The sequence below is a fragment of the Xenorhabdus khoisanae genome (assembly GCF_001037465.1).
Classification (GTDB): domain Bacteria; phylum Pseudomonadota; class Gammaproteobacteria; order Enterobacterales; family Enterobacteriaceae; genus Xenorhabdus; species Xenorhabdus khoisanae.
Map to the genome: position 1 here is coordinate 1 of NZ_LFCV01000066.1, position 23,534 is coordinate 23,534.

The 23,534-nt window shown below is 43.6% G+C and carries 22 protein-coding genes; 16 read left to right on the forward strand and 6 right to left on the reverse strand.

Annotation, left to right across the window (positions count from 1 at the left end; all coding sequences use genetic code 11):
• The first annotated feature begins 476 nt into the window (after positions 1–476).
• A complete protein-coding gene (locus AB204_RS10900; protein WP_235428072.1) occupies positions 477–977 on the forward strand; it encodes a hypothetical protein in 501 nt (166 codons plus the stop codon).
• A gap of 208 nt (positions 978–1,185) precedes the next feature.
• Positions 1,186–1,725, forward strand: coding sequence for a GNAT family N-acetyltransferase (locus tag AB204_RS10905; protein ID WP_047963404.1), 540 nt, complete (start codon positions 1,186–1,188; stop codon positions 1,723–1,725).
• A gap of 74 nt (positions 1,726–1,799) precedes the next feature.
• Here the strand turns inward: AB204_RS10905 and mnmC are convergent, their stop codons facing one another.
• The gene (gene mnmC / locus AB204_RS10910; RefSeq protein ID WP_047963405.1) at positions 1,800–3,851 is read right to left on the reverse strand and encodes a bifunctional tRNA (5-methylaminomethyl-2-thiouridine)(34)-methyltransferase MnmD/FAD-dependent 5-carboxymethylaminomethyl-2-thiouridine(34) oxidoreductase MnmC; all 2,052 of its coding nucleotides are present in this window, start codon (positions 3,849–3,851) and stop codon (positions 1,800–1,802) included.
• Between the two features lie 203 nt (positions 3,852–4,054).
• Between mnmC and fabB the strand changes: the two genes are divergently transcribed.
• A complete protein-coding gene (gene fabB, locus AB204_RS10915) occupies positions 4,055–5,269 on the forward strand; it encodes a beta-ketoacyl-ACP synthase I (protein WP_047963406.1) in 1,215 nt (404 codons plus the stop codon).
• Positions 5,270–5,371: 102 nt separating this feature from the next.
• Here fabB and AB204_RS10920 read toward each other — a convergent pair whose 3' ends face one another.
• From AB204_RS10920 to AB204_RS10930, 3 genes are read right to left on the reverse strand one after another with little or no spacing between them, the layout of a single operon-like run.
• A complete protein-coding gene (locus AB204_RS10920) occupies positions 5,372–6,889 on the reverse strand; it encodes a tripartite tricarboxylate transporter permease (protein WP_047963407.1) in 1,518 nt (505 codons plus the stop codon).
• A 10-nt stretch (positions 6,890–6,899) separates the two neighbouring features.
• Entirely contained in the window at positions 6,900–7,331 is a 432-nt protein-coding gene (locus tag AB204_RS10925; RefSeq protein ID WP_047963408.1) for a tripartite tricarboxylate transporter TctB family protein, read from the reverse strand.
• Positions 7,332–7,344: 13 nt separating this feature from the next.
• Positions 7,345–8,319 (reverse strand): Bug family tripartite tricarboxylate transporter substrate binding protein, encoded by a 975-nt coding sequence (locus AB204_RS10930; protein ID WP_047963409.1) that lies wholly within the window; start codon positions 8,317–8,319, stop codon positions 7,345–7,347.
• Positions 8,320–8,601: 282 nt separating this feature from the next.
• Here AB204_RS10930 and tctD point away from each other — a divergent pair, with 282 nt between their 5' ends.
• Together tctD and AB204_RS10940 are read left to right on the forward strand one after the other, a co-directional pair.
• The gene (gene tctD, locus AB204_RS10935) at positions 8,602–9,270 is read left to right on the forward strand and encodes a transcriptional regulator TctD (protein ID WP_047963410.1); all 669 of its coding nucleotides are present in this window, start codon (positions 8,602–8,604) and stop codon (positions 9,268–9,270) included.
• Positions 9,267–10,700 carry a sensor histidine kinase gene (locus tag AB204_RS10940; RefSeq protein WP_047963411.1) on the forward strand — a complete coding sequence of 478 codons (1,434 nt, stop codon included), beginning with the start codon at positions 9,267–9,269 and terminating at the stop codon, positions 10,698–10,700. Before tctD ends, AB204_RS10940 begins: the two co-directional genes overlap by 4 nt.
• Here the strand turns inward: AB204_RS10940 and AB204_RS10945 are convergent.
• Complete coding sequence (locus AB204_RS10945) at positions 10,650–11,552, reverse strand: DMT family transporter (RefSeq protein WP_047963412.1); 903 nt, start codon at positions 11,550–11,552, stop codon at positions 10,650–10,652. The genes AB204_RS10940 and AB204_RS10945 overlap by 51 nt on opposite strands.
• A gap of 192 nt (positions 11,553–11,744) precedes the next feature.
• Here AB204_RS10945 and AB204_RS10950 point away from each other — a divergent pair, with 192 nt between their 5' ends.
• The 11 genes from AB204_RS10950 (at position 11,745) to AB204_RS11000 (ending at position 22,368) form a co-directional block, all read left to right on the forward strand.
• Positions 11,745–12,524, forward strand: coding sequence for a helix-turn-helix domain-containing protein (locus tag AB204_RS10950; RefSeq protein WP_047963413.1), 780 nt, complete (start codon positions 11,745–11,747; stop codon positions 12,522–12,524).
• 87 nt (positions 12,525–12,611) lie between these two features.
• Positions 12,612–13,739, forward strand: coding sequence for a 4-phosphoerythronate dehydrogenase PdxB (gene pdxB, locus AB204_RS10955; protein ID WP_047963441.1), 1,128 nt, complete (start codon positions 12,612–12,614; stop codon positions 13,737–13,739).
• Positions 13,740–13,826: 87 nt separating this feature from the next.
• The gene (locus AB204_RS10960; RefSeq protein WP_047963442.1) at positions 13,827–14,837 is read left to right on the forward strand and encodes an aspartate-semialdehyde dehydrogenase; all 1,011 of its coding nucleotides are present in this window, start codon (positions 13,827–13,829) and stop codon (positions 14,835–14,837) included.
• Positions 14,837–15,682: a tRNA pseudouridine(38-40) synthase TruA gene (gene truA / locus AB204_RS10965; protein WP_047963414.1), complete on the forward strand. Its 846-nt coding sequence runs from the start codon at positions 14,837–14,839 to the stop codon at positions 15,680–15,682. Before AB204_RS10960 ends, truA begins: the two co-directional genes overlap by 1 nt.
• A gap of 59 nt (positions 15,683–15,741) precedes the next feature.
• Entirely contained in the window at positions 15,742–16,431 is a 690-nt protein-coding gene (locus AB204_RS10970; RefSeq protein WP_047963415.1) for a DedA family protein, read from the forward strand.
• Positions 16,432–16,602: 171 nt separating this feature from the next.
• Positions 16,603–17,553 (forward strand): acetyl-CoA carboxylase, carboxyltransferase subunit beta, encoded by a 951-nt coding sequence (gene accD / locus AB204_RS10975; RefSeq protein ID WP_047963416.1) that lies wholly within the window; start codon positions 16,603–16,605, stop codon positions 17,551–17,553.
• A complete protein-coding gene (gene folC / locus AB204_RS10980; protein ID WP_047963417.1) occupies positions 17,546–18,850 on the forward strand; it encodes a bifunctional tetrahydrofolate synthase/dihydrofolate synthase in 1,305 nt (434 codons plus the stop codon). Before accD ends, folC begins: the two co-directional genes overlap by 8 nt.
• Positions 18,840–19,541, forward strand: coding sequence for a cell division protein DedD (gene dedD / locus AB204_RS10985; protein ID WP_047963418.1), 702 nt, complete (start codon positions 18,840–18,842; stop codon positions 19,539–19,541). Before folC ends, dedD begins: the two co-directional genes overlap by 11 nt.
• A gap of 149 nt (positions 19,542–19,690) precedes the next feature.
• Positions 19,691–20,179 (forward strand): colicin V production protein, encoded by a 489-nt coding sequence (cvpA, locus tag AB204_RS10990; protein WP_047963419.1) that lies wholly within the window; start codon positions 19,691–19,693, stop codon positions 20,177–20,179.
• Between the two features lie 32 nt (positions 20,180–20,211).
• The gene (gene purF / locus AB204_RS10995) at positions 20,212–21,729 is read left to right on the forward strand and encodes an amidophosphoribosyltransferase (protein ID WP_047963420.1); all 1,518 of its coding nucleotides are present in this window, start codon (positions 20,212–20,214) and stop codon (positions 21,727–21,729) included.
• 45 nt (positions 21,730–21,774) lie between these two features.
• Entirely contained in the window at positions 21,775–22,368 is a 594-nt protein-coding gene (locus AB204_RS11000) for a UbiX family flavin prenyltransferase (protein WP_047963421.1), read from the forward strand.
• A gap of 137 nt (positions 22,369–22,505) precedes the next feature.
• Here AB204_RS11000 and AB204_RS11005 read toward each other — a convergent pair whose 3' ends face one another.
• Positions 22,506–23,420 (reverse strand): TIGR01777 family oxidoreductase, encoded by a 915-nt coding sequence (locus AB204_RS11005; RefSeq protein ID WP_047963422.1) that lies wholly within the window; start codon positions 23,418–23,420, stop codon positions 22,506–22,508.
• Between the last annotated feature and the right edge of the window lie 114 nt (positions 23,421–23,534).

Below are 23,534 nucleotides of genomic sequence, written 5' to 3' on the forward strand. Positions count from 1 at the left end.
TTAGAATAAATAGCAAAAATCCAATTCTTATTGATCTTTTTATAGTGAATATAGAGTACAGTTACTTGGGATTTAATATATAGGATATAATAAAATCGATATTAAATAGAAAATTAATTCGCTATTTTCCATTGTCTTAGAATAATTTTCCATATGACGTTAAAATAATATAAAAATATAATATGCTTTAAGGGGGTTAATGGAGGTATTAATTTTTATTTAAAATAATCAAGTTATTAGTGGAACGGCTGATGATTAAAATAGATAGGAGTGTTAGAGTAATGATAAAACAGGATAGGAAATAGAATGTTTTCTTAGCTAATTAAGTAAGTTGAATTAATAAACAAATATCGATATGGATACGCAATTAGAGGAACAGTTATAATAAAAATTATAGATAACATCTCATTTTAGAAAAGAGATTGATTTTTCTAAAAAAATAGAAACTGGAAAAGGATACATCAGGAGATGGCGTTATGAAACAGAAAATTAGTTCTGTTCAAAATGGATATGGATATTTTTCCGAAAATAACAAAATATTTTTGTTACCTGAATCGATAAGTTATAACTCCTTAAAATTTAGTTGGAAAAAGGCAATGAGTACAACATTGGAAAAAAGAGTTGAAAATCTGGAATCAGATGTTGCACAAATAAAAACAGATGTTGCTGTCATAAAGTCAAACTATGCAACAAAAGCGGATGTTGAGGCTGTTAGTGCATTGGTTCATAAAGAAATAGCTTCTGTACGTAATGATATGTCTTTAATGAAACAAGATATTGATTTTATGAAAAAAGATATTCTTTGTATGAAAGGAGATATTTCCTCCATGAAAGGGGATATTTCTTCCTTGAGGGAAGATATTTCATCTATACATGTAAACGTATCAGAGAAAATAATTTCTCAAACTAAGTGGATGGTTACAATCATGTTTGGCCTTTCAGGTATGATTATTGCTGCGATGAAGTTTATGCTTTAAATACTTACTAAAATAAAGATCTTACCTTTGAAACTGCTTATTCCAGTGATTTTTTATTATTGAAGGTCGTTTGGATACGGAGTGAGTATAAAACTGGAGCATAACGCAATCTGTGAAGACCTTGAGCACAATTCTGGCTCAAAATGACAAAGAAATTGATCTATTGTGATAGGTTCTTAGTAAAGTGAAGATATGACTAAGGTACACTATGTTTTCTATTTGTTTAACACAAAAATCAGATGCGAGTCGATTACCCGCAATAGAGCATTCCGCTGCAAAATTATTTAGTGCTATACCTGAATTGGCTTGGATAGCTGATGGTCATGTGCAAACGGAACAGCAGCATTTGGAGTATATCTCACAAGGTAATAGCTGGGTCGCGCTTAATGGTGGCTCTCAGCCTATTGGTTTTATTTTAGCTAAGCCGTTGGATGACGGTCTCCATATTATGGAACTCTCCGTCCATGGAGACTGGCAGAAGAAAGGTATTGGAAAGGCATTGATTGAGAAGGTGGTTCAAGTTGCGGAACAGCGTCAACTTCAAGCTGTTACATTAACTACTTTTCGTTATGTTAATTGGAATGCGCCTTTTTATCACAGATTAGGATTTAACATTTTAGATTCTCAGCAGCTTACTGAGTCATTACGTCAAATATTACAAAGTGAAATTGACTACGGATTTACTGAAGAACAACGTTGTGCAATGAAACGGTTGATCTCTACACCTGAGCATTGTGCTGGTTTTTGAGAATGGAAATATTGGTGTTTCATTAGGCACCCTGTTTTCTATGCAGGGTACCTGATATAGATGAGTAAATGCCCTTAAGATCTTTCTGTCTTAACGGATTTTCCCCGTAACAACTTTCTCACCCAAAAGCGATTGGGATGTAAAGTTGCCAATGTTTCATCATCCAGAGGTAAGGCTTCTCCAAAAATTTGACTAGCCAATAATTCAGCACTCAAAGGAGCGGAACATAAACCACGAGAACCTAACGCACCAATAACAAATAGATTAGGGTAACAAGGCGATTCTTCAATAACTTCATCAGACTGTATCTGATGAGGTAAATTTGCATATTTCTCCATGATGTCACTTAAAACAGGAACGTTTCCGACCATTGGCATATGATCCCGAATGACACACCGTATGCCTTGGCGGGATTTTCCTTCCGAGATATCAATCTCCTGTACCCAATCAACATCAGGAAAACATTTCAATAAACGATCACGGTTTTCCTGCTGTTCAATAGAAGAGTACTGTGTATCTAATTGTTGGCGTTGGTAACTGGCACCAATACAGTGATACTGATTATTGGGGTTAGCCGGAGTCATGTAACCATCGTAACACAGTACGCTTTTCAGTTGGTTGAGACTGTCTGTGGTAGGGATATGGCTCACTTGACCGCGAACAGCAGTAACTGGAAGTTTTTTCGTTTGTTCGAACTGCGGCAGACAGTGACCATTGGCAATGATAACGGCGTTATGATTTTTGTATTGTAGGCTTTCTTTATATTCAATCTGCAATTGCCAACTGTTTTCATTTTGAATGAGTTGTGTCACTTTATGATTGAAATTAACCCGCATACCACGTTGCTCAGCAAGTTTTATGACTTTCTGGGTTAATTGTGCAGGGTATAACCAGCCTCCTTGTGGATAGTGAATGCCATGATAATTAACGTCCAATCCACTGACATGACTCAATTGTTGGCGATCCATCGCCATTGCAATGGCTTCTGGCCATTTTGTTTGCAGCATTTTGTTAATTTTATTGTTGCTCTTTTCATCATAAGCTAATTGGCTGACACCACACCATTGGTGGTCAAATGGCACATTTTCAGCAATCAATTGATCATACTGACGTCGGGCAAACGTAAATGCTGATGTGAAGAAACGCTCTAGTGGATCGTCATTGCCCGTTAGTAAGGGATAAAGGGCTCCCTGCTGGTTGCCAGATGCATTCTGTGCGGGTTGTTCGTCTTGGCAATATAGTGTGACTTTCGCTCCACGGCGCAATAAAGCGAGGGCAGTTAATGCACTTGCGATACCGCCACCGATAATAGCTATATCATTGGGATGGGTAGCGGCTTGGCGAGAAAACCATGGCATGTGGGATAAAGCAAGAGAAGGATTTTCTGTTGGAGATAAAACGCCTGTCAGCATCTCTCTTTTGCGTCCAAATCCTTTAACCTTTGTGACAGTAAAACCTGCACCCTGCAATCCTCTACGAACTGTTCCGGCGGATGTAAAAGTTGCAAATGTACCTCCGGAGCGGCAAAATTTTGCCATTGCAGCGAACAACTGTTCGCTCCACATTTGTGGGTTTTTAGACGGTGCAAAACCATCTAAAAACCAGGCATCAACTTTTCCAATCAGATTCGAATTTATTTTAGGTAAAAGATCATTTACATCCCCAAACCAAAGATCCAATGTGATTGCGCCATTATCCAAAATTAATCTATGGCAGCCTGCAAGCGCTAAGGGCCATTGCTGACATAATTGATCAGAAAAAGCCTGTAGTTCAGGCCAACGTTGGTGCGCGGTTTTTAGATCTGCTGGCTTTAATGGGTATTTTTCAAAACTAATGTAATGAAGTCGTTTTAAAGAGGCTTCAGGATTTTGCTGTCTGAAAAGAGAAAATGATTGCCAAAAAGTAAGAAAATTCAATCCAGTACCAAACCCGGTTTCTGCAATGACGCAATCTGAGCGGGGATGAGTGTTAAAACGAGCAGGAAAATTATTACCTTTTAAAAATACATATAAAGTTTCTTCCAAGCCATCTTGATTTGAAAAATAAACATCATCAAACTGCTCAGAAACAGGTGTACCCTGTTCATTCCAACTTAGGGTTGCGCTGTTGATAGCACTGTTTTTCACAATAATGCCCGTATGTTGATAAGAATAATATAGGGATTTTAACGGTCTTCATTTGGTTGTACCACCCATGGGTGAGCTGCGGGGGGTTAGTCCGGATCAATTTTTCCACATATTTTAACCTGATCGGACTTGTTCGGCGTACAAGTGTACGCTAAAGTGCTGGTGAAAAAATCCCGCTGGTAAACATATTGATGAGGTAAGTAATGAAACGTGCAGTAATCACTGGTCTGGGTATTGTTTCCAGTATTGGTAATAACCAGAAAGAGGTGCTGGAATCTCTGAAAGAAGGCCGTTCCGGGATAACTTTATCAGAAAAATTTAAAGAGATAGGAATGCGCAGCCATGTTTGGGGCAATGTAAAACTGGATACAACTGGTTTGATTGACCGCAAAACTCAACGTTTTATGAGTGACGCATCTATTTATGCTTATCTGGCAATGGATGAGGCAATTAAAGATTCTGGCTTGTCCGATGAACAAGTTTCTAATCTTCGCACGGGGCTGGTTGTGGGTTCAGGAGGCGGTTCACCGTATAACCAGGTTGCTGGTTCAGATGGGATGCGTGCCCGTGGATTGCGTGGCGTTGGGCCATATATGGTTACGCGCGCAATGGCTTCCGGTGTGTCAGCTTGTTTAGCAACTCCATTTAAAATCAAAGGCGTTAACTACTCCATTAGCTCTGCCTGCTCAACTTCTGCGCATTGTATCGGTCATGCTGTTGAATTAATCCAACTTGGCAAACAAGATATTATTTTTGCTGGGGGCGGTGAAGAATTAAGCTGGGAAATGGCGTGTGAATTCGATGCGATGGGCGCGCTGTCTACCAAGTATAATGAAACACCAGAACAGGCTTCCCGTACTTATGATCAGAACCGTGATGGTTTTGTCATTGCAGGCGGTGGCGGTATTGTTGTTGTTGAAGAATTAGAGCATGCATTAGCCCGTGGCGCACATATTTACGCTGAAATTGTGGGTTATGGCGCAAACTCAGATGGTGCGGATATGGTTGCGCCTTCAGGAGAAGGTGCTGTTCGCTGTATGAAGATGGCATTGGATGGTGTTGAAGGTGAGGTGGATTACATCAATACCCATGGAACTTCGACGCCGATTGGTGACTTGAAAGAGCTAGAAGCTATCAGAGAAGTTTTTGGTGATAACACACCTGCCATTTCCGCCACTAAGGCGATGACTGGGCATTCTTTAGGCGCTGCTGGTGCTCACGAAGCGATCTACAGTTTGTTGATGCTGGAGCATGGCATTATTGCACCAAGCATCAATATTGAAGATTTAGACGAAAAAGCATTGGGCATGAATATCATCACTGAACCTACCGAACGCGAGCTAAGAACGGTAATGTCCAATAGCTTCGGGTTCGGCGGTACAAATGCATCCCTGGTGATGCGCAAGTATTCAGACTGATTTTTTAAATACTGAAAAAATTATCAGCTAAAATGAAAGCCAATCCATTAACTATGTGCATTAACTAAATGTATTAACTAAGTGTATAACTATGTGGATTGGCTATTTTAATTGTGATGCCGTGATTTTATTACGGCGTTTCTTAATGGTTCGTAAAGCAAGCGGAATAATAATCACTAATATCGCCAGAATCAGAAGAACCTGAGCGATTACGCTGCTCCACAGTATTTCAAAATTTCCATTACTGATTGATAACGCCCGGCGTAAATTTTGCTCCAGCATTTCGCCTAATACGAATCCCAAAATCAGTGGCGACATTGGGAAATTCATTTTTCGGAGAATGTAACCGAAAACACCCAGCCCAACCATCAATATAAGATCGAATGTAGTACTGTGAACAGCGTATACCCCAACAGCGGAAATAATTGCTATTGATGGAACCAGAAACCACAGCGGAATACTTAACATACGGGTAAATATTCCAATCATCGGGATATTCATAATCAGTAACAAAACGTTAGCGATCAGTAAAGCGGCAATAAGTCCCCAAACAATATCAGGTTGCTCTGTGAACATAGCTGGGCCGGGAGTGATGTTATAAAGCGTCAAAGCGCCTATCATTACTGCTGTTGTGCCTGATCCCGGCACACCGAGAGTGAGCATCGGGATGAATGAACCACATGCCGAAGCATTATTAGCGGCTTCTGGCGCTGCGACACCTCGAATATCTCCTTTGCCAAACGAATCACTGTTGCCACTAATCCGCTTTTCTGTCATGTATGTGATTGCACTGGCGATTGTTGCCCCAGCTCCGGGTAATATACCCACGAAAAAACCAATCACAGAGGAGCGTAAGGTTGGCCCTACACAAACCGCTGCTTCTTTTCTATTGAACAGTAGGCGGCCTGTTTTACTTATCACTTTTTGTCCCGCAGAAGTGCTTTCCAGCATCAACAAAATTTCACTGACTGAAAACAAACCAATAACGACAACAATAAATTGAATACCGTCAGAAAGGTGTACGCTATCAAAAGTGAAACGATAAACACCTGTATTAGAATCCACGCCAACGGTTGCCAAACCCAGGCCGATTAAGGCGGCCAATAATGATTTTATCGGGTTTTGGCTCATCATACTGCCGAGACAGGCAATGGCAAAAACCATCAGGGCAAAATACTCAGCAGGCCCGAACGCTAAAGACCATTGCGCCAGAAGAGGGGCAAACAAGATGATACCAATGATAGCTAAAAGCGAACCGCAAAATGAACTGACAGCAGAAATAGAAAGTGCAACCCCGGCTCGCCCTTGTTTTGCCATCGGATAACCATCAAGGGCTGTCATGATGGCAGCGGCATCTCCCGGTACATTTAGTAGGATTGAAGAGATACGGCCCCCGTATTCACAACCAATGTAGACAGTTGCCAATAAAATCAGGGCTGATTCAGCAGGTAATTTTAATGCAAAAGCGAGTGGTAGTAAGATAGCAACCCCATTGATGGGGCCAAGACCGGGTAGTAATCCAACAACAGTACCAATAAAACAACCAATTAATGCAATGACTAAATTCTGGGGAACTAATGCAACTTCGAATCCCTGGCTCAGATATACCCAAGTATCCATTGTTATCTCCTTAGCTGAGCCAACTGCCGACTGGCAATGTGACATCTAACAGGCGATCAAAGGCAAAAAAGAGCGAAATACCAAGAAATATGCCAGATATGATCGCTGCCGGAAGCGTAGCGTTAAATAACAGTGCCACGCTGATGGTCAATAATGTTGTTGCCAGAGGAAACCCCAGCCATTCAAACGACCATGCATAAATGACTAGCGAAGCAATCAACAAAACTAAGCGAGGTAATACTTGTATTGCCGGCCATTGTATGGGGTCAGGTTTTTTAAACAGCAACAGTAATGCACAGAATGCCATTAATGAAATGATAGCTATTGGAAATGGGCGAGGCCCCAAGGGTTCATAACTATATTCGCTATGGATCCCCCAGCCAATGACCAGCCCTATCCCACATAGCACCAGCCATATAACAGCAAAGATACGATCGCTCATGATGCTACCTCTGTTATTTTGCTAAACCAAAGGATTTAGCCATTTCGTGGTACTGAATAACCTGTTTTTTCACATAATCATCCAGTTCCTTGCCTGTCATATTCAATTCAAATAACCCGCGTAATTCGCGTTGTTTTTTGAACTCCGCAGTTTGCTGTAACGTCTTAAAGGTATCTACCCACCATTGATATTGCGCATCAGAGACTTTAGGCCCCATATAAAAACCACGAATAACTGGCCATACGATGTCATATCCCTGTTCTTTTGCCGTTGGAATATTTGCCAACTCACCATTCAGGCGTTTATCTGCATAGATAGCCAGTATGCGGATTTTATCCCCATTGAGATAAGGTAAAGTTTCACTCAGATCACCGGAAACAACTTGAATATGATTGCCTAAAAGGGCTGTGATAGGTTCGCCACCACCTTCAAATGCGACATAGCGCATTTTGCGGGGATCAATACCGACTTCTTTCGCCAATAATGCGGTTTTCATCCAGTCCTGACTACCGATAGAGGCACCTGCACCAAACACAATGCTGTCAGGCGCTTTTTTGAAAGCCTCCATCAAATCTGCCAAAGTTTTGTAAGGAGAATCCTGACGCACAGCAATCATACCGTAGTCTGTACCGACACTCGCCAGCCAGCGCACATCATTCACGTTGTAGCGACCGAATTTTCCTTGAGCAAGATTTAACAGAGAACCACCGGAAAAAGCGACGACAGTGCCGGGTTCAGCAGGTCGCTGGGCAATGATGGCATTGTAGGCAACAGCACCGACACCACCGGGCATGAATGTGACCCGCATTGGAGAGTTGATGATTTTGGTTTCCAATAATGAAACCTGAATGAGTTTGCAGGTTAAATCAAAGCCTCCACCGGGCTTGGCTGGTGCTATACATTCGGTTCTATTGGGGGCAGTAGTTGCAAAAGCACTGGTACAGAGAAGTAGACTTGCAGCAGTTAATAAGGTTTTGAATGTTTTCATTTTGATTCCTCACATAGCACCAGTAAAGGACAGGGATGACAAATTTCTGGTGCATATTTATTTATAGAAGTGAAACCTTTCAATTACCTTTCATTAACAACATAAATTGGCTGGATGTGACCTTAATCGCTTAATTTGCGTAGTGTTTCACAAGGAAATGTTAATAAACTGTTTTCAGATATATTTTTTGTTAACCCATAAACAATTGCTAAATCTTAATATTGCAATTGGGTAATATTTCAGCTTTATTCCTCTGGTTTATTTTTAACAGTGGTGTTATTCATGCGTCTCTTATTGGTTGAAGACCATCCTGACTTATCACATTGGCTACAGAAGGCACTGAACAATTCTGGGTTCGTGGTCGATCTGGCAGAAGATGGCGTTGTGGCAGATCAGCTTTTACAGACCGAAAATTATGCCTTACTGATTTTGGATGTTGCTTTGCCCAGATTAGACGGAATTTCTTTGTTATCCCGGTTGCGTAAGCGTGGTCAGAACTTACCCGTATTGCTATTGACCGCTAAAACAGATGTTACGGATCGCGTAAAAGGATTGAATTCTGGTGCTGATGATTACTTAACCAAGCCTTTTGATTTTCAGGAACTGGAAGCTCGTATTCGCGCGTTATTACGCCGTAGTACAACTATGCCACAAGAGGCTCAAAAATTTGGTTCATTGGTTTATGAAGATGAAGGTTATTTCGTATTGGATGATGTACCGTTGGCCCTGACTCCCAGGGAATTATCCGTTTTAACAACCCTGTTTCACCGTCGGGGGCGGCCTGTTTCTAAACAGCAATTGTTTGAGCAGGTATTTTCCCTATCGGACGAAGCAAATCCACAAAGCATTGAACTATATGTACACCGATTGCGGAAAAAATTACTCGATAGTGATGTAAGAATAGGAACATTACGTGGATTGGGATATCGCTTGGAACTACAGAATTCATGAAATTTATCAAAATACCCCGATCGTTATTCCACCAACTGCTGCTGTTTTTTGGCGTACCGCTGCTGTTATTGGGCTGTGCTTCTGTTTATAGCCAGTATGTCAGCGTGAAGAGTGCTGCAACGCTGGCTTATGATCGAACGTTGCTGGCATCAGCAAGAACGGTTGCTGAACGTCTGGTTGTCCGGGATAAACATTTGATTGTCGATGTCCCTTATGTTGTCTTGGATAGTTTTGAGCGCAATACAAATGATCGTCTGTATTATCAAATCATCTCCCCTGAGGGGAAAACCGTTTCAGGAGCCGATAACCTGCCTCTCATACCTCAACATGTTCAACGTTCACCATTGTACACGGCACTGGCATATTTTTATGATGCAGAATACCGGGGACAGCCTATACGCGTCGTGGCATTGTACCAACCCGTCAACGAGGGCGGCATAATGGGAATGGCGTTGATATTAGTGGCTGAAACGGTGATTTCTCGCCAATACATGACGCAGCAATTACTGTTTTCTTCGTTGGTGAGTCAGGGGACGGTTGTATTATTAACGTCGCTTCTGGCTTATATTCTGTTAAAGCAATTGCTTAAGCCGCTACGAAAGCTGTCAGGCATTATGATCAGACGCCCAGCTAATAACCTCACGCCATTACCGAATATTTTGCCGTGGTCTGAGCTTTCTCCATTGCTTCAGGCATTCAACCGATATATCGAAAGACTGAAATTAATGGTTGGACGCCAAGAACGATTCAGTGCGGATGCCTCTCATCAGCTTAGAACGCCTCTAGCTGTACTGAAAACACAGGTGGCGGTAGCTCGTAGTGATCAAAACTCAGATCAGAGGGAAACAATACTGGCAGCGATTGACAACAGTTTGGACAATATGATTTTGCTGACCGACCGCTTATTGCAACTATCACAATTGAAAGTACATGAAAAGGAAGCAATACAAAACTATCAGCCAGTTAATATCGTAGAATTGTTGCAACAAGCCTGCTTTTCCCGTTTGCAGCAAGCAGAAAGTAAATGTATTGATTTGGGTTATGAGGGGGAAGATTCCTTTTGGATCAAAGGTGAATCCGTCTTGTTAACAGAAATGTGTGCCAATTTGCTGGACAATGCCATCAAATATACTCCGCAAATGGGTGTGGTAACGGGGCGTGTGAAAATGACACCGGACAAAAAATACTGTTGTCTTGAAATTGACGATTCAGGGCCGGGTATTGCGCAAGATGATATTAATCACTCTCTCATGGCATTTAACCGTTTGGGAAACTCTGCGGGGCTGGAGGGTGCAGGGTTAGGGCTGACTATCGTCAAAGAAATCAGCCTGTATCACGGCGCTACTCTCCAGCTTTTACCCAGCGAAATGTTGGGAGGATTATTGGTCCGGGTTGTCTTCCGGCTTTCTACGAGTGAGCGGAATGCGTAATTGCTGTGCGAGTATCACGCCTCCCAACACAATACCTCCTCCAATTAGGTGATAACTGTGCATCTCTTCATGAAGAACCACGATAGCAATGAGGGCCGTAAATACGGGAGCCAGATTCATAAAAATAGAAGTCATATTTGCACCAATACGAATTACGCCCTGTATCCACATATAGGGAGCAATAATCGATGCTGGGATGCCGGCAAATAAGACAAGAGAGATATTATCGGCTGTTAACTGAACATTTTCTGCCATCATGAAGTTAGGCAGAAGTAATAAAACGCCAAACCCGATTTGTACATAGAGTGATTGCCAGTTGGGTAAGGAGATTGCCCAGCGTTTTGTTAAAACACCATATAAGGCGTAAGAAGCGGCAGCAATAAACATCATGACTTCTCCGATACCCAGCCCATGTTGTAATAGGGAGGCAGGATTTCCTTCGCTGACAAGCCACATAAGGCCGAACAAAGATAAAACTGTGCCAAGGGTGATGCCGACAGTAGGAGCAACTCGCAAGGCAAATATACTGATAATGACGGTCAATAAGGGAATCAATGAAGTAAAAATACCAATTATTGTCGCACTGACAGTATGGGCAGCATAGTATGCCAGACTTTGGTTAAGTACCATGCCCAGAGAGCCTAAAACCAATAACTTCCACCAATATTGGGCAACGAGTTTCCGTTGTTTCAGGACGGGCAATAAGACGAAAGGAGTTAAAGTCAGGAAGGCAATGAACCAGCGATAAAAAGCAATGGCAGCAGGTTCAATTACGGTGGCGGCAGCTTTACTGACCACGGCATTGATTGACCAGATCAATACAGCCACGAGGGGAAACAATAAATTCTTCATCAAGCTAAATTTTTTATGTAAGTTTATAGTCTGATTAGTTTAGCAGTGACCGATTTATTATATATATTGATAATCAGCCAACAGATGTGGCAATTAAGACAAAATACCTATACCTAATAGATTAAGCATCAATTTCAAAGATAAAAAAACCATTCCCTTAATTAGATTATGGATAAAAGGCTGGGGGAATAAATGCTCGAAAGATCAGAGGTGAACCATATGGAATTTCAGCCAATGATGCCAAATACACTTTCTTTTCGTGATGAAATGCTGAACGCTGATACTGAATGTAGATTACATACCCATCCCTTTGGGCAGTTAATCTATGTTGTTTGTGGTGTCATGGAAACTCAGGTGGGAAGGCAGCGATTCCTTGCACCACCCGAATTTTGTATTTGGATACCCCAAAATATCGCACACTCAAGTTATAACCGGAAAGCGATGCGATTTTGGATAATTGATATTTCTCCGCAATGGACAGATACCTTACCTCAACAGCCTTGCATTATCCGACTGAGCAGTATCTTTAATATCATTATGGCGGATTTTTTTGAACGGAAAATCAGACAGCCAAGAACCGAAAAAGACAGGCGTTTGGCACAAATATTGATTGATCAGTTGGAACTGTCACCAAGTCAATGCACCTATTTGCCTTCTTCAAAAGATAAATTACTCGCCCCAATATTACAGATGCTGGAGCGTAATCCGGCGGATAACACTTCTTTAGCTGAATGGGCCAAAAGGCGTTATACCTCAGAAAGAACTTTATCGCGGCGGTGTCGGCAGGAGTTGGGAATGTCATTCGGTGAATGGCGGCAGCGGTTACGTTTTCTGCACGCCATATCCTTATTGGAACAGGGTAAAAATGTCTATGAAGTCGCATTTGATGTGGGCTATAGCTCATCATCGGCTTTCATTGCCATGTTTCAGCAACTTTCTGGTACGACGCCAGAGCGTTTTAGGAAAGGCTGATTTGAAAGATGAAGGGAATATAGGTTTTATGCAGATAAAATGGCAGAATAGCAGATCCCGCCCATTTAAAGCCGTTGGATGAGAAAAGTGAAAATATTGGTTGATGAAAATATGCCTTATGCTGAACAGCTCTTTCAGCAATTGGGGGAAGTACAGGCAATTTCGGGGCGTCCAGTGCCTGAGGGAGTTTTGGAACATGCGGATGCCTTTATGGTGCGTTCTGTCACTAAAGTTAATGAATCCTTGTTGCAAGGCAGCTCAATAAAATTTGTGGGTACTGCCACTGCGGGTATGGATCATATTGATCAGCAATGGCTGGCGCAGGCAGGAATTGGTTTTTCCGCTGCTCCCGGCTGTAATGCGATTGCGGTTGTTGAGTATGTATTTTCTGCACTGATGTTATTGGCTGAACAAGATCAGTTTCAACTCAAAGATAAAACGGTTGGAATTATCGGTGTTGGTAATGTCGGCGGGCGCCTGGCTGATCGGCTGACGGCTTTGGGCGTGAAAACATTACTGTGCGATCCTCCACGCGCTGATCGGGGTGATGAAGGTGAATTTTGGCCTTTAGAAAAATTAGTGAAAGAAGCGGACATTCTGACTTTTCATACGCCCTTTAATCAATCTGGCCCATATCAAACCTATCATTTAGCAGATGAAAAATTACTTTCTGCATTACCAGCTAACCGAATTTTGATTAACGCCAGCCGAGGTGAGGTGGTTGATAATCAAGCATTACTTTCTGTGCTGCAAAGTGGAAAAAAATTACGTGTAGTGCTTGATGTTTGGGAGCCAGAGCCTAACCTTTCACTGCCTTTACTGGAATTGATTGATATTGGTACTCCCCATATTGCGGGCTATACCCTGGAGGGTAAGGCTCGGGGGACAACTCAGGTTTTTGAAGCCTATTGTGAATTTCTGGGGCAACCACGCAAAACAGAATTGTCTGAGCTGCTGCCCACTCCTGATTTCAGCCAGATCACCCTACAAGGTGAAGTGACACAAAGCATCCTGAAGCGCTTGATGCATTTAGTGTATGATGTGCGCCGTGATGATGCACCTTTACGTCAGGTTGCAGGTCAAGAAGGGGCTTTTGACCAGTTGCGCAAACATTATCCAGAACGTCGGGAATGGTCTTCCTTGACAGTGTATTGTGATTCAGAAAAAAGCGCTCGATTACTATCCCAGATTGGGTTTAACGCAAAACTGGGTTAACACAAAACTGAGTTTAACGCTCAAGTGATTTAACACAGGCAGGAACTCCTGCCTGTCAGCAAAATGAAAGAAGTGGAGAAAACCAACATGTCTGAAGGTTGGAATATTGCGCTCTTGGGTGCAACAGGCGCAGTAGGTGAGGCGATATTGGCGTTATTACAGGAACGCCAATTTCCGGTTGGTGAACTGCATCTTCTTGCCAGTGAACAAAGTGTCGGAAAGATCCAGCGTTTTAATGGCAAAAACATCACCGTTCGTGATGTGGCAGAATTTGACTGGTCACAGGTACAGCTTGCGTTTTTTGCCGCGACAATGGAAGCAACAGCGCAGCATATTGAAAAAGCAACAGAGTCTGGCTGTCTGGTGATTGACAGCAGTGGCCTGTTTGCAGCAGAGCCGGATATACCTTTGGTTGTTCCCGGCGTTAACCCACATGTATTGGCGGAGTACCGTAACCGTAACATCATCGCTGTGGCTGATAGCTCAACAAGTCAGGTTCTGACAGCCATCAAACCATTGATCGACGCGGCTGGCATTGCCCGTTTACATTTCACCAATATATTGCCGATTTCTGTGCATGGTAAAGCAGCCATTGATGAACTGGCTGGTCAGAGTGCTCGTTTATTAAATGGCATTCCACCGGATGAAGGCCGTTTCAGCAAACAATTGGCTTTTAATTTACTGCCTTTATTACCTGATGTTGAAGGTACTGTGCGTGAAGAGCGCCGTATTGTCGACCAAATTCGCAGAATATTGCAGGATGAAGGTCTGCCGGTTTCCGTAAGTTGTGTGCAGTCTTCCGTGTTCTATGGTATTGCGCAGATGGTAAATTTGGAGACATTACGTCCGGTTGGAACAGAAGAAGCGCGTGGTGAATTTGAACGTCTTGAGGAAATTCAGGTCTCAGAAGAGGGCGATTATCCGACTCAGGTGACTGATGCTTCTGGTCATGATGGTTTGAGCATAGGTTGCCTGCGCCATGACTATGGTATGCCAGAAATGCTGCAATTTTGGTCGGTTGCCGATAATATCCGTTTTGGCGGCGCATTGATGGCGGTTGAAGTTGCAGAAAAACTGATGCAGGAGCAATTTTACTGATGTCTGATACAGAGCTGGATCAGTCTGTGCCAGAAGCAAAGAGAGTGAAAATTGCACTGGGGATTGAATATGACGGCAGCCGATATTATGGTTGGCAGCGCCAGCAAGAAGTGAGAAGCGTACAGGCGTGTTTGGAAAAAGCCCTGTCGAAAGTCGCGAATGAGCCTATTTCAGTTTTTTGTGCCGGCAGAACGGATGCGGGAGTTCACGCAACCGGGCAGGTAGTGCATTTTGAAACTTCGGCGCAACGTAAAGAGGCCGCATGGACAATGGGAGTAAATACCCATTTGCCGTCGGATATTGCCGTTCGTTGGGTCAAAATGGCAGATGATGAATTTCATGCCCGTTTCAGTGCAACCGCTCGCCGTTATCGCTATGTGATTTTTAACCATCGCTATCGTCCGGCAGTATTGGCACAGGGTGTCACGCATTTTCACTATCCATTGGATGAGAAAAAAATGCATGAAGCGGCACAGAGCCTATTGGGAGAAAATGACTTTACTTCTTTCAGGGCGGTGCAGTGTCAGTCCAATTCACCGTGGCGCAATATGATGCATATTAATGTCAGCCGGTATGGACATTATATTGTTGTGGATATCAAGGCGAATGCCTTTGTTCATCACATGGTGCGCAATATCGTTGGTAGCTTACTGGAAATTGGCTGTGGCAATCAGGACATCGGCTGGATGGCTGAACTATTGGCATTGAAAGACAGAACCAAAGCGGCGGCAACGGCCAAGGCTGAAGGGCTATATTTGGTTGCTGTGGATTATCCTGAACACTTTGGTTTACCTGAACCCATGATGGGACCACTGTTTCTGGGAAATGATTTAGTTTCTGGCTAACGATTTAATCTGACATTTTCGAATAGTGACAGGGATGTTCGTGTATAACGAGGAATATTATGGAGTTTTTAACTCATTTTGTTGATTTTGCGAAATTTATTGTCGATTTTATTTTACACATTGATGCTCATTTAGCTGAATTGGTTGCCAGCTATGGGGATTGGGTGTATGGCATCTTATTCCTGATTATATTTTGCGAAACAGGGCTGGTGGTTACGCCATTTTTACCGGGAGATTCTCTGCTATTTGTTGCGGGTGCGATCTCTGCATTAGATTCGAATAATCTTAATGTACATATTATGGTGGCCTTGATGATCATGGCCGCAATTATTGGTGATGCTATAAACTATACTATTGGTCGAATTTTTGGTGAAAAATTATTTACCAATCCGAATTCAAAAATTTTCCGTCGCAGTTATTTAGATAAAACTCATGGGTTTTATGAAAAACACGGTGGAAAAGCAATAATCTTGGCTCGATTTGTGCCAATTATTAGAACGTTTGCACCGTTTGTTGCAGGAATGGGGAAAATGTCTTATCGCCATTTTGCGGCTTATAATATCATCGGTGCATTTATCTGGGTGCTATTATTCACGTATGCAGGTTATTTATTCGGCGATATGCCAATTGTACAGCAGAACCTGAAACTATTGATTGTTGCAATTATCTTTATTTCTATTCTGCCGGGCGTCATAGAAATTTGGCGTCATCGCCGCGCTGCGTCAAAAAAAGCAGCTGAGAGTAAGTAGATAACCGTTAACAGGTTTGAGCAGTTTTTTATCCACACTGCAATGGCATTGTGGTTTAATGGCACGTAAAACAAAAGCTGGCATCTACCCGATAGATCTCAGGCCACTGCTAATAAAGCTGTGGCTTGAAAGATGAAGGTATAAGCTAAATTCAGACGGAAAGGTTCATTAATGAGCTGGATTGAAAAGATTCTAAATAAAAGCAAAATAATGCAAACTCGCAAGGCAAGCATACCTGAAGGAGTTTGGACAAAATGCGATAGTTGTAGTCAGGTACTGTATCGTGCTGAATTAGAGCGTAATCTCGAAGTGTGTCCGAAATGTGACCACCATATGCGCATTTCAGCCCGCCAGAGACTGACCTCATTTTTGGATGAAGGCACCGGCACAGAATTAGGTAGTGAGTTGGAACCTAAAGATATTCTGAAGTTCCGCGATACCAAAAAGTACAAAGATCGTTTAGTTGCAGCCCAAAAGCTGACTAAGGAAAAAGACGCACTGATCGTCATGAAAGGCGCTTTACATGAGATGCCTGTTGTAGCAGGTGCATTTGAATTTAGCTTTATTGGCGGTTCAATGGGCTCTGTAGTTGGTGCGCGTTTTGTTCGTGCCGTTGAGCAGGCTTTGGAAGATAATTGCCCGCTCATCTGTTTTGCTACCAGTGGCGGGGCGCGTATGCAGGAAGCCCTGATGTCACTGATGCAGATGGCAAAAACCAGTGCTGCACTGGCAAAAATGCAAGATCGAGGTCTGCCTTATATCTGTGTTCTGACTAACCCGACAATGGGTGGTGTGACCGCAAGTATGGGGATGCTGGGTGATATTAATATCGCTGAACCTAAGGCATTGATTGGTTTTGCCGGCCCTCGCATCATAGAGCAGACAGTGCGTGAAAAGCTGCCGGAAGGTTTCCAGCGCAGTGAATTCTTACTGGAGAAAGGCGCAATTGACATGATCGTGCGTCGCCCAGAAATGCGCGAAAAAATTGCCAGCCTGGTTGCGATGTTGACTCACCAACCGCAACCGGGAACAGAGGCGAAGCCAGCAGCAGAAGTCGTTGTTGAACAAGCTGCTGATGCCGAAGCTGATATAAACATCAACACTAATAAAGAAGATGTCTGATACTTTGCAAACTCCTCAAGCCACGTCGCCACTGATGACGTGGCTTTCCTATTTGGAAAACCTGCATACCAAAGCCATTGATATGGGGCTTGAGCGCGTGGGGAAACTCGGTGGTCAATTAGGCTTGCTGCATCCCGCGCCAAAAGTGATTACGGTGTCAGGTACTAATGGCAAGGGAACCACTTGCCATGCCCTTGAATCTATTTTTCTGGCCGCGGGTCTTAAGGTTGGCGTGTACAGTTCCCCGCATCTGGTACGCTATACCGAAAGAGTACGTATTCAGGGTAAGGAAGCGACAGAACAGGGCTTCTGCCGTGTATTTGCGGATATTGAAACCCAGCGTGGCGATATCTCATTAACTTATTTTGAATATGGTACGTTGGCAGCGTTACAGCTTTTTAAAGAAGCCGATCTTGATGTTGTGATTCTGGAAGTTGGGCTGGGTGGACGTCTGGATGCCACCAACATTGTGGATGCGGATGTTGCGGCAATCACCAGTATTGCATTGGATCATACGGATTGGTTGGGTTCTGATCGCGAACACATTGGTCGTGAAAAAGCGGGAATTTTCCGTCGCGGGCATTTTGCTGTGGTGGGGGAACCCGATATGCCACATGCGATTGCCGAAGTTGCAGGTGAATTGGGGGCTAAACTCTTTCGTCGTGGTGCGGACTGGCATTTCACTCAGGATAAAAATAGCTGGGCTTGGCTAACGGATGGGCAGCAATTCAGTGAATTGCCCTTACCCAATTTGCCACTGGCAAATGCTGCAACTGCGATGGGTGTGATCCACTGTTTATTGCAGCAGGACGATAAAATCAGCCGGGCAATTGATGAGCGGGCAATCCATGCGGGATTGATAAACGCCCAATTACCGGGACGTTTCCAAATCGTCAGGGAAAAACCGCTGGTTATTCTGGACGTGGCACATAATCCTCATGCTGCGGGTTATCTGGTTCAGAAACTGGCAGAACTGCCTCGTGCACCAGGCAGCAAAATTCGTGGTGTGATTGGCATGCTGAAAGACAAGGATATTGCGGGCACACTGGCTTGCCTTTCCCAGCAAATTGATGAATGGTATTGCGCATCATTGCATGAACTACGGGGTGCAGAGGCTGAGATATTGGCAGGGCAGCTTGCCCGTGCCCGTGCCCGGGCATTTGCAGAAGTTGAACCGGCATGGCAGCAGGCAATGGAAGATGCGTCAGAGCAGGATATCATTGTAGTTTGTGGTTCTTTCCACACCGTGGCGCATGTCATGGAGGCACTTGAGGAAGGGAGGGAACGTGGCAAGTAAATTTCAAAATCGCTTAGTTGGAACTCTTGTTCTTGTAGCATTGGGCGTGGTTGTGCTGCCTATTATCTTTGACGGCGATAAGAAATATAACGAAGACCAGTTTGCTTCTATTCCATTAGTGCCAAAACCGGGTGATGAAGAAGATATTGACTCGATCCCGCCATTGACGCAAAACATGCCAACCACTCCACCGGAAGGGGCGGCGGAAGCGATGCAAACACAAGCACAGCAGCAATCAGATTCAGAAACAGCTATATTGCCTGAGCTGTCGTCTTCTGAGCCAACTCAGATAACAGCACCGCCTGCTGTTATCACAAAAGAGCCGAAGGCAGCGGTTAACCCTGAACCTCCTCCTCAACCGAAAGTGGAAACTAAACCACAAACTCAGCCTGACACTCGTTCTGAAAACAAGCCAGAAGCTAAATCGAAGCCGGTAGAACAGGCTCCGCAAGCAGCGGCATATATTGTTCAGCTTGGCGCATTGAAAAATGCCGATAAAGTAGGCGAAATAGTGGCTAAACTGCGTCTTTCGGGGCATCAGGTATACACCATTCCTTCGTCTCCGGTGCAGGGGCAATTGACACGAATTTATGTCGGCCCTAACGCCTCCCGACAAAAACTGGAATCTATTTTGTCCGAACTGAAAGAAATCACAGGGTTAGAAGGGCAAATTAAAAACTATAAGCCATAATCGGATAGGCACTTCACGGGAATCAAAATGTCCCGTGAAGGTATAAAAAATTATTTTCAGTAGAGTGATAAATCTACTGCGCAAACGTTTTCGTTTTCTGTTAGAATGCGCCCGACCTGAACGTCGGGAGCCTATTTTTGGATTAAAATATGGTCTGGATTGATTATACGATTATTGCCATTATTGGTTTCTCGGCACTGGTTAGCCTGATCCGAGGGTTTGTTCGTGAGGCGCTTTCCCTGATAACTTGGGGCTGTGCTTTCTTTGTTGCGAGTCACTTCTATACTTATCTGGCGGCGTATTTTACCCGTCTTGAAGATGAGCTGGTGCGTAATGGCATAGCGATTGCTATTTTATTTATTGCAACACTGATTGTTGGCGCAGTAGTGAACTATGTTATTGGTTCATTAGTTCAGCGAACTGGCCTGTCAGGTACTGATCGGGTTCTGGGGATCTGTTTTGGGGCATTGCGCGGGGTATTGATTGTATCTGCCATTCTGTTTGTTGCAGATTCTTTCACGCCACTGCCTAAAAGTCAGGACTGGCAACAGTCACAATTGATCCCGCAGTTCAGTCAAATCATCAGGTGGTTTTTTGACTACCTGCAAAATGCGTCGAGTTTCCTGCCGGAGAGATAATCCTCTCCGCTTGGCTGATGAGGAAAGACTACATGTGCGGTATTGTCGGTATCGTCGGTTTTACACCGGTTAACCAGTCGATTTATGATGCATTGACGGTGCTTCAGCACCGTGGACAAGATGCAGCAGGCATTGCGACTATTGATAGTAACAATGAATTCCGTTTACGTAAGGCCAATGGTTTGGTCAAGGATGTGTTTGAAACACGACACATGTTACGTTTGCAGGGAACGATTGGGATCGGACATGTCCGTTACCCAACAGCAGGAAGTTCCAGTGCATCTGAAGCACAACCTTTTTATGTGAACTCTCCTTTTGGTATCACGTTGGCGCATAACGGCAATCTGACAAACGCACATAAATTGAAAAAAATGTTGTTTGAAAATGCCCGCCGTCATGTCAACACCACCTCAGATTCTGAAATCCTGTTAAATATCTTTGCCAATGAATTAACGCAATTCCCGAATTTCCCATTAGAGCCTGACAACATTTTTGCAGCAGTCGCGGAAATGCACAGGAAAGTTCGTGGTGCTTATGCTTGTGTTGCCATGATTATCGGGCATGGATTAGTGGCTTTTCGTGATCCGCATGGTATCCGCCCTCTGGTGTTGGGGAAACGTACACTCGAAGATGGCCGCAATGAATATATGGTGGCATCAGAAAGCGTGGCACTGGATACATTGGGCTTTGAATTCCTGCGTGATGTGGCTTCCGGTGAAGCGATTTATATCACCGAAAATGGGCAATTATTCACTCGCCAGTGTACTGAAAATCCGTCACTGACACCTTGCTTGTTCGAGTTTGTTTATCTTGCCCGCCCTGATTCCTTTATTGATAAAATTTCGGTATATAACGCACGGTTACGGATGGGCAAGAAGTTAGGCGAAAAAATTTCCCGTGAATGGGAAGATTTGCATATTGACGTGGTTATTCCGGTTCCGGAAACGTCTTGTGACGTTGCGCTGGAAATTGCTCACATTTTAAATAAACCCTATCGTCAGGGATTTGTTAAAAATCGTTATGTCGGGCGTACTTTTATTATGCCCGGTCAGAATGAACGTCGTAAATCAGTTCGTCGGAAACTAAATGCTAACCGCGCTGAATTCCGTGGTAAAAATGTCTTGCTGGTGGACGACTCCATCGTGCGCGGGACAACTTCAGAGCAGATTGTTGAATTGGCACGTGAAGCGGGAGCCAAGAAAGTTTATTTTGCTTCGGCAGCGCCGGAAGTTCGTTTCCCGAATGTTTATGGTATTGACATGCCGAATGCCAATGAGCTGATTGCCCATGGGCGAGAAGTGGATGAAATTCGCCAGCTCATTGGTGCTGATGCCCTGATATATCAGGATCTCCAAGATCTTATTCAGGCGGTACGGGAAGAAAACCCAGATATTGAAAAATTCGAATGCTCTGTATTTGATGGTATCTATGTGACGAAAGACATTGACCAGACTTACCTCGATTATCTGGAAAACCTGCGTAAAGACGATGCGATGAAAGTGCTTGGTCAGAGCGAAATAGAGAATCTGGAAATATATAATGAAGGATAATATTGTTATTATCATCAGGTTATAGCCAGAATCTCAGAGGAAAAAATGAAAAAATTGATTGTCGGGCTGACTGGGGCAAGCGGTGCGATTTATGGTGTCAGGTTACTGCAAGTTTTACAGCCAGTAGAAGGCATTGAAACGCACTTGGTCATTAGCCAATCAGCCCGGCAGACATTGGCATTGGAAACGGATTATACCTTGCGCGATGTGCAGGCTTTGGCAGATGTGGTACATGATAATCGTGATATTGCCGCCTCCATTTCCTCGGGATCATTTAAAACATTGGGCATGGTGATTCTGCCATGCTCCATAAAAACCTTATCAGGTATTGTGCATAGCTATACCGAGGGTTTAATTACCCGTGCGGCAGATGTTGTTTTGAAAGAAGGCCGCAAATTGGTGCTGGGAGTGAGGGAAACGCCTTTGCACTTAGGGCATTTGAGGTTAATGACTCAGGCGGCTGAAATCGGGGCGGTGATAATGCCACCTGTTCCTGCGTTTTATCACCGTCCTGAGCATATTCAGGATATCATTGACCAGACTGTTAACCGTGTGCTTGATCAGTTTGATATCGACTTGCCGGAAGATCTATTTAACCGTTGGCAGGGCGCTAAACCCACCGGAGGCTATACCCAATAGATTTCAAGTGACAGCAAATAAAGCAGTAGCTTGAAAGATAAAGGGCATAGCATACAAACTTAGAAAACACAGCCTTCAGGAACTCCTGTCTTCAGTAAACATTGTTTTCAGTAGACATTGTTCAGTAGACCTTGTTTTCAATAAACACTGTCATCTGCCTTTAATATATCTTGCAAGGCTTCCTCCAGCCGGAAATAGCGGAAGCCAAATCCGGCTTCTTCCAAATTTCTTGGAATGGCTTGTTGCCCACCTAAAACTAATTCTGCTGCTTCCCCCATCATCGCTTTTAATACAAACGCAGGAATGCGGACGAGAGATGGACGGTGTAAAACTTTCGCTAATATGGCACTGAACTGCTCATTATGAATAGGATAGGGCGATGTCATATTAAAGGGGCCGCTTAATTCAGGCGATACCAGCAGGTAATAGATACCATTAACCATGTCATCAATATGGATCCACGGCATATATTGCTTGCCATTACCGATTGTTCCCCCTAAGCCCAGTCGGAACATTGGCAGCATTTTTTGCAGCGCTCCCCCTTTTTTGGCTAATACAATACCAGTGCGTAGCAGGCAAACACGGGTTTTTTCACTTTTTGCCTGTAAAGCAAGCTGCTCCCAACGTTCACAAAGTCGATGGGTAAATTCATCATGAGGCGGATCATTTTCAGTAACAACGGATTGCCCCTGATTGCCATAATAGCCAATCGCTGAACCAGAAATGAACACCGATGGAGGAGACTCACTGGCGTTGATCAATTTACTCAACCGTTCAGTAAGTTGCCATCGACTTTGACAAAGGATTATTTTTTGCTTTGGCGTCCAGCGCTTATTTACAATAGGTTCGCCAGCAAGATTAATAACGGCATCAAAATCATTTAGATCATTCTGGTCATCCAGCGTTGTCCAACATTCAACGCGATCGGAAAACAGAGAATAAACCTTTTGTGGTGAACGGCTCAGAATAGTAATGGAATGAGAGAGAGAAAGTAATCGACAGGTCAAATGATGACCAATTAATCCTGTTCCCCCTGTAAGTAAGATACGCATAGCCACCCCCTGTGACGGAAATAGATAGTCGATTGTTGACTATAGCAAGGGATGGCTCATATGGCAGCGAAATATGCTGTTATCTGTTACCAATATCAAGTTTTATGGTGAAAA

Excerpts from the sequence above, each read along its gene's own strand:
- AB204_RS10900 (WP_235428072.1), top strand. The coding sequence starts at position 477 with ATGAAACAGAAAATTAGTTCTGTTCAAAATGGATATGGATATTTTTCC.
- AB204_RS10905 (WP_047963404.1), top strand. The coding sequence starts at position 1,186 with ATGTTTTCTATTTGTTTAACACAAAAATCAGATGCGAGTCGATTACCC.
- fabB (WP_047963406.1), top strand. The coding sequence starts at position 4,055 with ATGAAACGTGCAGTAATCACTGGTCTGGGTATTGTTTCCAGTATTGGT.
- AB204_RS10920 (WP_047963407.1), bottom strand. The coding sequence starts at position 6,889 with ATGGATACTTGGGTATATCTGAGCCAGGGATTCGAAGTTGCATTAGTT.
- AB204_RS10925 (WP_047963408.1), bottom strand. The coding sequence starts at position 7,331 with ATGAGCGATCGTATCTTTGCTGTTATATGGCTGGTGCTATGTGGGATA.
- AB204_RS10930 (WP_047963409.1), bottom strand. The coding sequence starts at position 8,319 with ATGAAAACATTCAAAACCTTATTAACTGCTGCAAGTCTACTTCTCTGT.
- tctD (WP_047963410.1), top strand. The coding sequence starts at position 8,602 with ATGCGTCTCTTATTGGTTGAAGACCATCCTGACTTATCACATTGGCTA.
- AB204_RS10940 (WP_047963411.1), top strand. The coding sequence starts at position 9,267 with ATGAAATTTATCAAAATACCCCGATCGTTATTCCACCAACTGCTGCTG.
- AB204_RS10945 (WP_047963412.1), bottom strand. The coding sequence starts at position 11,552 with ATGAAGAATTTATTGTTTCCCCTCGTGGCTGTATTGATCTGGTCAATC.
- AB204_RS10950 (WP_047963413.1), top strand. The coding sequence starts at position 11,745 with ATGCTCGAAAGATCAGAGGTGAACCATATGGAATTTCAGCCAATGATG.
- AB204_RS10960 (WP_047963442.1), top strand. The coding sequence starts at position 13,827 with ATGTCTGAAGGTTGGAATATTGCGCTCTTGGGTGCAACAGGCGCAGTA.
- truA (WP_047963414.1), top strand. The coding sequence starts at position 14,837 with ATGTCTGATACAGAGCTGGATCAGTCTGTGCCAGAAGCAAAGAGAGTG.
- AB204_RS10970 (WP_047963415.1), top strand. The coding sequence starts at position 15,742 with ATGGAGTTTTTAACTCATTTTGTTGATTTTGCGAAATTTATTGTCGAT.
- accD (WP_047963416.1), top strand. The coding sequence starts at position 16,603 with ATGAGCTGGATTGAAAAGATTCTAAATAAAAGCAAAATAATGCAAACT.
- folC (WP_047963417.1), top strand. The coding sequence starts at position 17,546 with ATGTCTGATACTTTGCAAACTCCTCAAGCCACGTCGCCACTGATGACG.
- cvpA (WP_047963419.1), top strand. The coding sequence starts at position 19,691 with ATGGTCTGGATTGATTATACGATTATTGCCATTATTGGTTTCTCGGCA.
- purF (WP_047963420.1), top strand. The coding sequence starts at position 20,212 with ATGTGCGGTATTGTCGGTATCGTCGGTTTTACACCGGTTAACCAGTCG.
- AB204_RS11000 (WP_047963421.1), top strand. The coding sequence starts at position 21,775 with ATGAAAAAATTGATTGTCGGGCTGACTGGGGCAAGCGGTGCGATTTAT.
- AB204_RS11005 (WP_047963422.1), bottom strand. The coding sequence starts at position 23,420 with ATGCGTATCTTACTTACAGGGGGAACAGGATTAATTGGTCATCATTTG.